Origin of the sequence: Erwinia pyri (assembly GCF_030758455.1) — a bacterium.
Classification (GTDB): Bacteria; Pseudomonadota; Gammaproteobacteria; order Enterobacterales; family Enterobacteriaceae; genus Erwinia; species Erwinia pyri.
This window is the reverse complement of the sequence record NZ_CP132353.1, coordinates 572,860-585,166: the sequence shown is the minus strand read 5'-3', so window position 1 is coordinate 585,166 and position 12,307 is coordinate 572,860. Positions and strand designations below refer to the sequence as shown.

The 12,307-nt window shown below is 57.4% G+C and carries 9 protein-coding genes; 5 read left to right on the top strand and 4 right to left on the bottom strand.

All coding sequences use genetic code 11. The features are described 5' to 3' along the window. Window positions 1–33: 33 nt before the first annotated feature. On the top strand, window positions 34–420 hold the full coding sequence (gene ridA, locus Q3V30_RS02795) for a 2-iminobutanoate/2-iminopropanoate deaminase (RefSeq protein ID WP_306210260.1): 387 nt from the start codon (window positions 34–36) through the stop codon (window positions 418–420). 183 nt (window positions 421–603) lie between these two features. On the opposite strand, the gene Q3V30_RS02790 is transcribed toward ridA, so the two are convergent. After that, window positions 604–2,994: a beta-N-acetylhexosaminidase gene (locus Q3V30_RS02790; RefSeq protein ID WP_306210258.1), complete on the bottom strand. Its 2,391-nt coding sequence runs from the start codon at window positions 2,992–2,994 to the stop codon at window positions 604–606. A gap of 214 nt (window positions 2,995–3,208) precedes the next feature. Here Q3V30_RS02790 and treC point away from each other — a divergent pair, with 214 nt between their 5' ends. Next, window positions 3,209–4,867, top strand: a complete 1,659-nt coding sequence (gene treC, locus Q3V30_RS02785) for an alpha,alpha-phosphotrehalase (protein WP_306210256.1) — start codon at window positions 3,209–3,211, stop codon at window positions 4,865–4,867. A 3-nt stretch (window positions 4,868–4,870) separates the two neighbouring features. Here the strand turns inward: treC and Q3V30_RS02780 are convergent, their stop codons facing one another. Continuing rightward, complete coding sequence (locus Q3V30_RS02780) at window positions 4,871–7,447, bottom strand: DEAD/DEAH box helicase (RefSeq protein WP_306210254.1); 2,577 nt, start codon at window positions 7,445–7,447, stop codon at window positions 4,871–4,873. A gap of 399 nt (window positions 7,448–7,846) precedes the next feature. Between Q3V30_RS02780 and nrdD the strand changes: the two genes are divergently transcribed. Both nrdD and nrdG read left to right on the top strand, forming a co-directional pair. Beyond that, the gene (gene nrdD / locus Q3V30_RS02775; protein ID WP_306210252.1) at window positions 7,847–9,979 is read left to right on the top strand and encodes an anaerobic ribonucleoside-triphosphate reductase; all 2,133 of its coding nucleotides are present in this window, start codon (window positions 7,847–7,849) and stop codon (window positions 9,977–9,979) included. Further along, window positions 9,976–10,440 (top strand): anaerobic ribonucleoside-triphosphate reductase-activating protein, encoded by a 465-nt coding sequence (gene nrdG, locus Q3V30_RS02770; RefSeq protein ID WP_306210250.1) that lies wholly within the window; start codon window positions 9,976–9,978, stop codon window positions 10,438–10,440. The genes nrdD and nrdG overlap by 4 nt, the downstream gene beginning before the upstream one ends. 73 nt (window positions 10,441–10,513) lie before the next feature. Here nrdG and Q3V30_RS02765 read toward each other — a convergent pair whose 3' ends face one another. After that, window positions 10,514–11,149, bottom strand: coding sequence for an NAD(P)H-binding protein (locus Q3V30_RS02765; RefSeq protein ID WP_306210248.1), 636 nt, complete (start codon window positions 11,147–11,149; stop codon window positions 10,514–10,516). A 168-nt stretch (window positions 11,150–11,317) separates the two neighbouring features. Here Q3V30_RS02765 and Q3V30_RS02760 point away from each other — a divergent pair, with 168 nt between their 5' ends. Further along, the gene (locus tag Q3V30_RS02760; protein WP_306210247.1) at window positions 11,318–11,839 is read left to right on the top strand and encodes a type 1 glutamine amidotransferase domain-containing protein; all 522 of its coding nucleotides are present in this window, start codon (window positions 11,318–11,320) and stop codon (window positions 11,837–11,839) included. Between the two features lie 31 nt (window positions 11,840–11,870). On the opposite strand, the gene Q3V30_RS02755 is transcribed toward Q3V30_RS02760, so the two are convergent. Continuing rightward, window positions 11,871–12,299, bottom strand: coding sequence for a YhbP family protein (locus Q3V30_RS02755; RefSeq protein ID WP_306210245.1), 429 nt, complete (start codon window positions 12,297–12,299; stop codon window positions 11,871–11,873). Window positions 12,300–12,307: the final 8 nt, after the last annotated feature.

Genomic DNA, 12,307 nt, shown 5'->3' with positions numbered 1-12,307 from the left:
CCTCACCCACAACTTCATCTACAGGGAGAAATTATGTCTCGCGAAATCAGCACTGAAAACGCACCAGCCGCTATCGGTCCTTACGTGCAGGGCGTCGATCTGGGCAGCATGATCATCACATCTGGCCAGATCCCGGTCGATCCTAAAACCGGCTCCGTTGCCGACGATATCGCCGCTCAGGCGCGCCAGTCGCTGGAAAACGTCAGGGCGATTGTGGAAGCTGCCGGTCTGAAGGTGGGCGATATTGTGAAAACCACCGTCTTCGTCAAGGATCTGAACGATTTCGCCACCGTTAACAGCACTTATGAAGCGTTTTTCACTGAGCATCAGGCCAGCTTCCCGGCCCGTTCCTGCGTGGAAGTTGCCCGCCTGCCTAAAGATGTAAAAATCGAAATCGAAGCGATCGCCGTTCGCCGCTAAGCGCCTGCCTTTCCTGCAGAGGTGAAGAGACAGACAGGCGTTCAGCGCTTACTGAAATGGTAAGCGGCCAGCCATTCCTCTCCCGCAGAGGTGAAGAAGCAGGCAGCCGCTCTGCTTACTGATACGGTAAACAGCGAAGCGGCCAGCCATTCCCTCTCCCGCACGCAGGAGAGGGTTTTACGCTTATCGTAACGCCCGCAGCAGTTTCTCTACTGGATAAACCAGTGTCAGTACCACTTCATCCTGAACAGCGGCGGCCTTGTCCAGCTTCGCCTGCATTGCGGTGACTTCCCCCGCGCCAAACTCCCGATTCTGCTCCATCGCATCCAGCAATGATAAGCCCATGCTGGCGATCTCCTGCAGCTGCTGCGCCACCGGCCTTAACGGCTTCAGCTGATAATTCTGCGCCAGCAGCGGCATCACTTCCGGCACATTCTGCTGCCACTGCCGCAGCTGGTGACGAATAGCCTGCATAGCCTGGCGGTTATCCCGACTGGCAATCAGCGTATCAACCTGCCGGTCCAGCTCTCGAACCTTGTTGCTTTCGGCAGGCAGGATATCGGCCAGGCGGTTCAGCGGCTCGCTGAGATCGTAGTGTCCCGCCTGAAACTTCAGGTGCTGACGGGTGTAGTACTGTGCCGGCTCCAGCGCTTCGGCAAAAATTTCCAGCGGAATGATGCTGCTGCTGTTTGCCAGGCGGATCATTTGGGTCTGCGCCTGCGCATGCTGCTGTAAACCCACTGAAACGGCAGACCAGCTCTCCACCTGCGCCAGCCGCTGCCTCATATTCTGCTCATCGGTGACATCTTTCGCCGACCAGAGTCGCTCGGCCACCACATAGGCTCGCGGCCACAGGCGCAGATCAATCACCTGCGGGCTGACAATTTCCGCCCACAGCGCCACTTCGCCGCCCAGCAGGTTCTCCTTCATTTGCTGCTCGCCTGGTACGCTGGGCTGAATGCCTTCAGGCACGGCTTTCAGCCTGCTGCCCTGCGTGGGATAGCGCACGTTGCCTACCCGCATATAGCCCGTGAGTTTCTCTCCCGTCAGCGTGACCACCGGCTGCAGTTCGCCCATCCATGTATCGACGCTGAAGGTAACCTGCTGCGGCGCCAGCCACTCAACGTTGCGCACCAGGCGGCGCGACTTGCCGGCAAAATCGATAAAGCCCCGCCACTGCCCGTCCCGCTCCACCAGCGTAAAGCTGCCTTTCACCGCGCTTCCCTTCAGGCGCGGCAGAATAAATTGCCAGCTCTGGGCATGGTCTTCTTTTTGCAGACGGTCCTGCCCGTTCAGCCCCTCCGGCCAGACTTCATTACGATAGTGATAGGCCGCAGGCTGCGCCTGGTCGAGGTAGAACCCGGCGGAGAGAATGCCGCGATAATCCTGCTTGCTGACCTCCCCCAGCGCATCCTGCCCCTGCCAGGATTGGATCAGGATGCTTTTGGGCAGATCGGGATGGGCTATCTCATCCCAGCCCACCATTTTCCGCTGATGTTTTGCCAGGATCTTCTCGACTCGCTGATTAAAATAGGCCTGCAGCGCCTGCTCATCCTTCAACCCTTTCTGCTGCATAAACGCCTGAATGGGTTTGGACTCCTTCCACTGCGTGGCGTCCACCTCATCGCCGCCAATGTGCAGCCAGGGATCGGGGAAGAGTGCTGTGACCTCGCCAATCAGCGTGTCGATAAAGGCATAAACCTGCTCGTTGCTGGGATCCAGCAGCGGCTTAAATACGCCCCAGCCGCGCTCGATCTGATAAGGGCCGGGCGCGCTGATCAGCTCCGGCATCGCCGCTGCAAGTGCCGTAGCGTGGCCAGGAAGATCGATCTCCGGCACCACGCGAACGCCACGATCCGCCGCGTACTGCACGATCGCTCTCATCTGATCCTGGGTATAGAACAGGCCGTCGCTGCCTTTCTGCTGAAACTGAGGAAAGTGGGTGGAGGCGAAGCGCCAACCCTGGTCGTCAGTGAGGTGCCAGTGAAAGACGTTCATGCGGGCGCTGGCGATGCCGTCGATTTGCCGGCGGATCGTCTCCAGCGGCATAAAGTGGCGGGCGGAGTCGATCAGGATCCCGCGCCACGGAAAGCGTGGGCTGTCATGGATATCCACATAGGGAATAGCGCTGTTTTTGTCGTTGTTTTGTATCAGTTGCAGCAGCGTCTCCATGCCGCGCATCGCGCCAAACCGGGTGGCTGCCTCCAGCTTAGCGCCCTCGCTGTTTACCTGCAGATGATAGCTCTCATCGCTGTCCGGCTGGGGAAGAGGATCGACACTTTTGGCGATAATTATGTTGATGGTGGCGTTCGCCGCCTCCCCGCTTTGCGGCAGCATCTGCCAGCCGGTTTGCAGGCCAATCCGCTGACGCCAGCGCTCCACTGCGCCCGGCAGTGCATCACCTTTGATGTTAATAGAGAGCTGGTTATTCAGCGCCAGGCTGCCGCCCCCTTCCGGCTGCTCAACCTGCTGAGGCCAGGGCATCAACGGCAGGTTGCCAGCAGGGGTGGCATGAGCATAGAGTGAGACCAATAATGATGTGGCAAGCAGGGTAAAACGCAGGGATCCGATCATTACACTTCTCCAGAGGGGCGACGGGCAAAAAAAGCAAAAAACCCATAAAACATAATTCGTTTTACACATCAAGTTACAGGTCGCTCAGGAAACAACCCGCTTCTTGTTTTGTGACACCTTGCGAGTTAATGGCTAATCTTAGGGAAGAACAACAAGGCGTTAGAACACTCTTGTGCGCAGCCAGACCTTTTCACCTGAGAATCAGGATTGAGCAATGACAAAAATTCCACCGTGGTGGCAGAACGGCGTTATCTATCAAATTTATCCCAAGAGTTTTCAGGACACCACCGGCAGCGGCATGGGCGATCTGGCGGGGGTGATACAGCGACTCGATTACCTGAAGGAGCTGGGCGTGGATGCTATCTGGCTGACGCCCTTTTATATCTCTCCGCAGGTAGACAATGGCTATGACGTGGCGAACTACACCGCTATCGATCCCATTTTCGGTACGCTGAACGACTTTGACCGGCTGGTGGAGGAGACGCACGCCCGCGGAATGCGCCTTATTCTCGATATGGTGTTTAACCACAGCTCCACGCAGCACCACTGGTTCTACGAAGCGCTGAATAAAGAGAGCCCTTATCGCTCTTACTATATCTGGCGCGACGGCACGCCCAACCAGCCTCCGAATAACTGGCAGTCAAAATTTGGCGGCAGCGCCTGGCGCTGGCACCCGGAAAGCGCGCAGTACTATATGCACCTCTGGGCGCCGGAACAGGCGGAGCTGAACTGGGAGAACGACAATCTCCGCGCGGAACTCAAGCAAATCGTCAACTTCTGGGCAGATCGCGGCATCGACGGGCTGCGGCTGGACGTGGTGAATCTGGTCTCCAAGCATCAGGATTTTCCTGACGATCCCAACGGGGACGGCCTGCGCCTCTACACCGACGGCCCGCGCATTCATGAATTTATGCAGGAGATGAGCCGTGACGTGTTCCGCCCGCGCGAGCTGATGACGGTGGGCGAGATGTCCTCGGCAACGCTGGAGCATTGCCAGCGCTACGGCTCGCTGGAAGGCGAAGAGCTGTCGATGGTGTTCAGCTTCGATCATGTTGAGGTGGATTTTTACAACGGTCAGAAATGGACGCTGACGCCGCTGGATCTGGTGGCGCAGAAAGCGATCTTCACCCACTGGCAGCAGGGGATGCATAACAAGGCGTGGAACGCGCTGTTCTGGTGTAATCACGATCAGCCCCGCGTGGTGTCACGCTGGGGCGATGAGGGGCAGTATCGCGTGCAGTCCGCCAAAATGCTGGCGCTGGTGCTGCACGGTATGCAGGGCACGCCCTACATCTTCCAGGGTGAAGAGCTGGGGATGACCAATCCCCATTTTACCCGCATCCTGGATTACCGTGATATTGAAAGCCATAACATGTATGCGGAGCTGCGTTCGCAGGGGCGCGACAGCGATAACCTTCTGGAGATCCTCGCCAGTAAATCACGCGATAATGGCCGGACGCCCATCCCCTGGGATGCCAGTGAAAACGGCGGGTTCACCACCGGCACGCCGTGGATCGGCATGTGCGATAACATGGAGACGATCAATGCGCAGGCGGCGGTCGCGGATAAAGGCTCGGTGTTTTACACCTATCAGCGGCTGATCCAGCTGAGAAAAGAGTATGCGATCCTCACCTGGGGCGACTATCTCGATCTGCTGCCAGAGCATCCCTGGCTCTGGTGCTACTGCCGCCGCTATGAAAAAGAGACGCTGGTGGTTGCCACCAATTTCAGTTCCGAGACGCAGGTATGGCATCCACCCGCCTACAGCGGCCAGTGGGATGTGCTGATCAGCAACTACCCCGATACCCACGTCACGCCTGGCGAAGTGATGCTGCGGCCGTGGGAAGCGGTCTGGTGGTATCAGAAGCGCTAAGCGTCAGAGCGGAGCAAGCAACGAGGCCAGGTCATCGCTGGTGAACTGGCCCGGCTCGCTCAGCTCATCTTCCAGAATGCCCTCTGCCAGCTCCGCCTTCTGCTGCTGCATCGCCACGATTTTCTCTTCAATGCTGCCCGCCACAATCAGCTTATAGACAAAGACCGGTTTCTCCTGGCCCAGCCTGTAGGCCCGGTCCGTTGCCTGGTTCTCCGCCGCCGGGTTCCACCAGGGATCGTAGTGGATCACCGTGTCGGCGGCGGTGAGGTTCAGCCCGACGCCGCCCGCTTTCAGGCTGATCAGAAACACCGGCACTTCCCCTTCCTGAAAACGCCTTACCGGCTCGGTTCTGTCGCGGGTGCTGCCTGTTAACGTCACAAACGGGATGCGCGCCTTTTGCAGCTCCTCAGCAATCAGAGAGAGCATGGCGGTGAACTGTGAGAAGATCAGAATGCGACGATCCTCCGCCAGCAGGTCGGTGAGCATCTCCCGCAGCAGCGCCAGCTTGGCGGAGTGTTTTACCTTCGCCGCCTTATCCATCTTCACCAGCCGGGGATCGCAGCAAATCTGCCGCAGCTTTAACAGCGCATCCAGCACCAGCAGATGGCTGCGCCCCGCGCCCTGCTGCTGCACCGCCAGCTGCACACGCTCCTGCATCGCACTGCGCACCGATTCATACAGCTCGCGCTGGCTGCCCTCCAGCTCCACGGAACGTACGATGGTATTTTTTGGCGGCAGCTCCTTCGCCACCTCCTGCTTGCGTCGCCGCAGCATAAAGGGCCTGACGCGCCGCGCCAGCAGCTCCCGGCGCACCCGATCGCCGTTACGTTCCACAGGAATACGCCACTCCTGAGTAAACTCCTTTTCGCTGCCAAGGAAACCGGGCAGCAGGAAATCGAACTGCGACCAGAGTTCGCCAAGGTGGTTTTCCAGCGGCGTGCCTGTGAGGCAGAGGCGGTGGCGGGACTTCAGCGAGCGGATCACCGAGGCAGCGCGGGAAGCGCTGTTTTTCACATACTGCGCTTCGTCCAGGATCAACAGGTGATAGCTGTGGCCCAGCAGCTGCGGCTGATCGCGCCACAGCAGTGAATAGGTGGTCAGCACCACGTCGTAGTGCTGGATGTCGTCGTAAAAGGCTTTACGATCGGGGCCGGTGAGCGCCAGTACTTTCAGCTCCGGCGTAAAACGGCTCGCTTCCTGCGTCCAGTTATAGACCAGCGTGGTCGGCACCACGATCAGCGCCGGACGATCCAGCCTGCCCGCCTCTTTTTCCAGCTGAAGGTGCGCCAGGGTCTGGATCGTTTTCCCCAGCCCCATATCATCCGCCAGCACGCCAGAGAGATCGTGGGCGCGCAGAAACTGCATCCAGTTCAGCCCCTGCTGCTGGTAATCACGCAGCTGTGCCTGCAGCCCTTTTGGCGGCTCAACGGGCAGGATCCCCTCGCTGGAGCGTAGCCGCTCCGCCAGCTGATAAACGCCGCTCTCACCGTGGAACTGCCAGCGCCCGGTCTCATTCAGCGCCGTTAATCGCCCCGCCTCATAAGGGGCAATGCGCAGCGGCGTGCTCATCCCCTTAGCAAAGAGGTCGATCAGATTGCCCACCAGCGGCTTCATCACGCCAGCGTTGATATGCAGCCGCTCGTTACGATCGCTTCTGAGCTCGATCACTTCCTCATCGGGGATCTGGTTAAGATTGCCGGAAAACCAGCGGCGGTCTTTCTGAAACAGCCCCGCCAGCAGCGGCTGCATTCGTACCTGACGGCGGCCTACGTTCGCCTCCAGCTCCAGGTTAAACCAGCCATCCTGATCCTGAATCGCCCTGCCGGCAATTTCAGCAATCTCCGTGACGTTCCAGGTGAAGTCCTCATCCATGCTCACCTTCCAGCCGCGCCTGCGCAGTTTGGGAAGCTGAAGGCGAATAAAGTCCCGCCACCCGGTTGGCGTATCGGGCGCAAATATGGAGGGCGGTAAAGGCGCCGATTCCGGCGTATAGATATGGCCGGCGGGGATAGTGTTCAGCCCGGCGGCATTGATTTCATTCAGCCAGCTCTCTTCCAGTGCAGCGTGACGCTGGATCAGAAACGGCGTGCCTTTCTGGTTAGTGAAACGCTCGCCGCTGCTGCCCGCGGCCACCGCGATCCCGGCATAGTCAAAATGCACCGCAGCGAAATCGAGCTTTTTCTGACGGTGGCCGTAGCGGCCAAACCCACTGACAAATTTTGCGCGGGACTCCAGCCTGAGCGTGGGAACGGGCTGCACAGAGAGGCTCTCTGCTGCCGGTTCTTTCACCGCTGTGGCAACAGGGTGCTGCAGGTTAGCCAGCATCACGGCCGCCACATGGCGACAGTTGTTCTTCACCGGACAGGTGCATTCGCCGCTGGCATGGAGCTTGCCCTGCGGGCGGCTGAAATGCACCATAACCTGAAACGGTTCTACCTTTCTGCCCGGCACTTCACCGGTCAGCAGATTGTTTTGCCACTGAATATTCTGCGCTTTCTCTACCAGGCTTTTAGCCCTGGCGACGGTGCGCGCACCGATCCATCGGCTAACCTGTTTCTCATTGTACGTCACAGAAAGCATCAGACTCTATCCCGGGATGACCTGAGCAAAACCCTGTTTGCTCCGCATAACAGGCAATAATATGAATTCCTCTGCTACTAATGCAACCACAGCTGGCTATTCGGGGCGCAAAAAATGCGATCCTGCGCGTTCTCTGGCCAGAGAGCCATCGCCAGCTTCCGTAAATCTTCCCCACTGGCTCCGTCCCGCGCCTGCAACGACCTCCCCTGCTGGAGTCGGCCTGTTCTCTTCTTCGCCTGAAAATCAGCCGTTATCAGAGCGCTGGCGAGGAAGCCTCCAGAGTTTTCCAGTCAATGTTCTGGATCAAGAAATCCCCAGTTAAACTCGCGCAATCACTACATATAGGGTTTATCATGCCTGAATAAAACTATATATAGATATCAGGTAAGGAGACGGCGAGTGGTCAGGGTAATCAAACGAGATGGCTGTAACGTGCCATTTGACGCGTCGCGCATTGGCGAAGCGATCAGAGGGGCCGCCCGCGCTGCGGCGATTGATGATGAAGAGTATTGTGCAGAAGCCACCGCAGAGATCTGCCGTCAGCTCCTGCAACAGGAGAGCCTGGATATTCACGATATTCAGCGAACCGTTGAAAACCATCTTATGGCTGGCCGTTACCCGGAGCTTGCCCGCACCTATATTGAATATCGTCACGATCGCGATCTCGCCCGTGAACGCAGGGGCAAACTGAATAAAGCTATCCGGGGGCTGGTGGAGCAAACTAACCCTGCGCTGCTGAACGAGAACGCCAATAAAGACAGTAAAGTCATTCCCACTCAGCGGGATTTACTGGCGGGGATTGTCGCAAAACACTATGCCACCCAGCACCTTCTCTCGCGCGATATTGTGATGGCCCACGAGCGTGGCGAGCTGCATTATCACGATCTGGACTACTCCCCCTTCTTCCCGATGTTTAACTGCATGCTGATTGACCTGAAAGGGATGCTGACTCAGGGTTTCAAGATGGGCAATGCGGAAATCGAACCGCCGAAATCTATCTCCACCGCCACCGCCGTCACCGCCCAGATCATTGCTCAGGTTGCCAGCCATATCTACGGCGGCACCACCATCAACCGGATAGATGAAGTGCTGGCACCTTTTGTGGAGGCCAGCCTGGAGAAGCACCGCAGAACGGCGCAGGAGTGGCAGATAGCGGAGGCGGAAGCCTATGCGCAACAGCGCACCGAAAAAGAGTGCTATGACGCTTTTCAGTCGCTGGAATATGAGGTCAACACTCTGCATACCGCTAACGGCCAGACGCCGTTTGTCACCTTCGGCTTCGGGCTGGGTACCGGCTGGTCTGCCCGGCTGGTGCAGCAATCTATTCTGCGCAACCGCATCGCCGGGTTGGGGAAAAATCATAAAACGGCCGTGTTTCCCAAGCTGGTGTTTGCCATCAAAGAGGGGCTTAACCGCCTGCCGGGCGATGCGAATTACGATATCAAGCAGCTTGCCCTGGAGTGCGCCAGCAAAAGGATGTACCCCGATATTCTTAACTATGAGCAGGTGGTGAAAACGACCGGCTCGTTTAAAACGCCGATGGGCTGCCGCAGTTTCTTAGGGATTTGGGAAGAGAATGGCGAAGTAGTCCACGAAGGGCGGAATAATATTGGCGTAATCAGCCTGAACCTGCCGCGTATCGCGCTGGAGGCAAAAGGAGAGGAGGCGCGCTTCTGGACGCTGCTGGATCAACGCCTGGCACTGGCGAAAAAAGCGCTGATGACGCGTATCGCCAGGCTGGAAAAGGTGAAAGCGCGCGTGGCGCCGATTTTATATATGGAAGGGGCCTGCGGCGTACGGCTGAAAGCTGATGATGAGGTGGCGGAGATATTCAAACATGGACGCGCCTCGATTTCATTGGGCTATATCGGCCTGCATGAAACCCTGAACGCCCTGAGCGGGGGTAAAATCCACCCTTATGATGACAAAGGGTTACAGGCTAAAGCGATCGCTATTGTCAGCCATCTGCGCCAGGCAACGGATCGCTGGAAGGCGGAAACCGGCTATGGCTTCAGCCTCTACAGCACGCCAAGCGAAAACCTGTGCGACAGGTTCTGTCGGCTCGATGCGGCCGAGTTTGGCGTGGTGCCGGGCGTCACGGACAAAGGCTATTACACCAACAGCTTCCATCTGGACGTGGAAAAAAAGGTCAATCCTTACGACAAGATAGATTTCGAGGCCGCCTATCCGCCCCTCGCCAATGGCGGCTTCATCTGTTATGGCGAATATCCCAACATTCAGCACAACCTGAAAGCGCTGGAGGATGTCTGGGATTACAGCTACAGCCGCATCCCCTATTACGGCACCAACACGCCGATTGATGAGTGCTACGACTGCGGCTTTACCGGCGAGTTTTCCTGCACCAGCAAAGGCTTCACCTGTCCGAAATGCGGCAATCACGATGCGGCCCGGGTCTCCGTCACCCGTCGGGTATGCGGTTATCTGGGCAGCCCGGACGCGCGTCCGTTTAATGCCGGCAAACAGGAGGAGGTCAGACGCCGGGTTAAGCACCTGAACGGGCCACTGGGATGAATTTTCATCAGTACTACCCGGTGGATATTGTCAACGGGCCGGGTACCCGCTGTACGCTGTTTGTGGCGGGGTGCGAGCATCAGTGTCCCGGCTGCTATAACAAAAGTACCTGGCGTCTGAATTCAGGCAGGCCTTTTACCGTTCAGCAGGAAGAGCAGCTGATTGCCGACCTCAACGATACGCGTATCCCGCGCCAGGGGTTATCCCTGTCGGGAGGCGATCCCCTGCATCCTGCTAATGTGCCGGAGGTAGTAAGACTGCTGAAGCGCATACGTCGTGAGTGTTCCGGTAAGGATGTCTGGCTGTGGAGCGGTTATCGTCTGGAGGAGCTGACAGCAGAGCAGCTACGGGCGGTAGATCTGATAAACGTGATGATTGACGGCAGGTATGTTGAGGCGCTGCGCGATCCGGCGCTGCTCTGGCGGGGAAGCAGCAACCAGATCGTGCACTACTTGCGCTAAGGGCAGCAGTGCGCCCGGCCCCCAACGCCACACTGGCAGTCAGCTTGCCTCTCTCCATTCCCCGGCGAGCATTTCACGCACTGTTTCGTGGGATTTCAGCGGATTCGATAATTTTCACTCCCTGCCCGGAGGAAGAGAATCCTTCCCGCATCATTACTGCGGCAACGTCTCTGGCGGACACGGCGCGCCAGTTACCCGGCAGCAGCCGGAACAGGGGCGCCATTAGTGATTCGCCGCTTCTTTTGGTATCGCGCTCGCCCAGCAACAGTGACGGGCGGACAAAGGTCAGGCGGGGCCATTGCTGGTTCTGCAACGTTTCCTCCATCTTGCCTTTCACCTTGCTGTAGAAAAACGGCGAGTGCGTATTCGCGCCATGGGCGCTGACGACAACCAGATGTTGCGCCCCCAGACGTTGCCCCGCAATGGCGGTATCCACCACCAGCGTGTAATCCACATGCACAAAAGCCTCTTTACTGCCCGCCTGTTTGCGGGTGGTTCCCAGACAGCAGAACACCAGATCGACCTGCGTCTGCAGTGGGCCAAGGACGTCAGTGAGATCCTCCTCAACCAGATTAGTGACTTTAAGGTAGTCCGGAAGTTTGCGGCGCGTGGGAACAATAATTTCGCTGACCTCTGGCTTTTCAATCAGCATACGCAGCAGATGCTTCCCCACCAGCCCCGTTGCTCCGGTAAGCAGTACCCGACTCATAAACCTCTCCCTTTGGTAATAAATAGTGTGCTGCAGAGATGGCACAACAGGCCGTTAAATCCTCACTATTATCCGCGATCTTAAGCGGTAACTTTCAGTCTGGCTTGATTTTTCAGGATCACCAACCACACTTAAGGGTGTTGAACAACATAATCACCGGAGGAAAAGATGAGCAAGAAGATTGCGGTACTGATTACCGATGAATTTGAAGACTCAGAATTCACGTCCCCTGCAGAAGCCTATACCAAAGCAGGCCACCAGGTGGTGACCATTGAGAAAAAAGCGGGGATCACTGTCACCGGTAAGCAGGGAAAAGCCACCGTGAAGATCGATAAAGATATCGATCACGTCAGCGCCGAAGAGTTTGATGCGCTGCTGCTGCCAGGCGGCCATTCGCCGGACAGCCTGAGAAGCGATGACCGCTTCGTGGAATTCACCAAAAAATTTGTGGAACTGGGTAAACCCATTTTCGCCATCTGCCACGGGCCGCAGCTGCTGATCAGCGCCAACGCCGTGCGTGGCCGCAAAATGACCTCCGTGAAGGCGATTGCGATTGATGTGAAGAACGCTGGCGCCGACTTCTATGACAAAGAAGTGGTGGTGGACAATGACAAATTTGTCACCAGCCGTACGCCTGACGATCTGCCCGCCTTTAACCGCGAGTCACTGCGTATTCTTGAAACTGTCTGATAAGAGAGTGGCCGGGAGAGTTCCCGGCCCTTTATTCCCGCATCCAACTCAGTTTTTTGCCGAAGCCCAGCGCATTATCGGTCATCTTTAACTCATCCAGCTCAATTTCCCACAACGGTGCCGTCACTTTGGCCGCAATCGGGAAGCGTCTGATATAGGCCCTGCGCGCCGTCTGCTCCTCTTCGCCTTCCAGCAACGCTATCCGCCCGGCATACTGCACGCCTTTAATCAGCAGCACGGATTTGGGCTGACCATTGATGGTGCCTGCTACCTGTGCGCCATCCTTCATCTGCGCGCCGTGACGAGTTGTGGTTTCCGACATCAGCCAGAAGGCGACCTTTTCAGCATCGAAGAGATAAAAACAGTTAGCGCACCACACCGGATTGCCGCTGCAGAGCGACAGCACATGCTGCTTTTTCAGATAGCGGGTAATGGCGCTCAGTTGATCGTTATCAAACATGGTTTCTC

What these genes read in the sequence shown, in the direction of transcription:
- ridA (WP_306210260.1), top strand. Translation starts at nt 34, where the DNA reads ATGTCTCGCGAAATCAGCACTGAAAACGCACCAGCCGCTATCGGTCCT.
- Q3V30_RS02790 (WP_306210258.1), bottom strand. Translation starts at nt 2,994, where the DNA reads ATGATCGGATCCCTGCGTTTTACCCTGCTTGCCACATCATTATTGGTC.
- treC (WP_306210256.1), top strand. Translation starts at nt 3,209, where the DNA reads ATGACAAAAATTCCACCGTGGTGGCAGAACGGCGTTATCTATCAAATT.
- Q3V30_RS02780 (WP_306210254.1), bottom strand. Translation starts at nt 7,447, where the DNA reads ATGCTTTCTGTGACGTACAATGAGAAACAGGTTAGCCGATGGATCGGT.
- nrdG (WP_306210250.1), top strand. Translation starts at nt 9,976, where the DNA reads ATGAATTTTCATCAGTACTACCCGGTGGATATTGTCAACGGGCCGGGT.
- Q3V30_RS02765 (WP_306210248.1), bottom strand. Translation starts at nt 11,149, where the DNA reads ATGAGTCGGGTACTGCTTACCGGAGCAACGGGGCTGGTGGGGAAGCAT.
- Q3V30_RS02760 (WP_306210247.1), top strand. Translation starts at nt 11,318, where the DNA reads ATGAGCAAGAAGATTGCGGTACTGATTACCGATGAATTTGAAGACTCA.
- Q3V30_RS02755 (WP_306210245.1), bottom strand. Translation starts at nt 12,299, where the DNA reads ATGTTTGATAACGATCAACTGAGCGCCATTACCCGCTATCTGAAAAAG.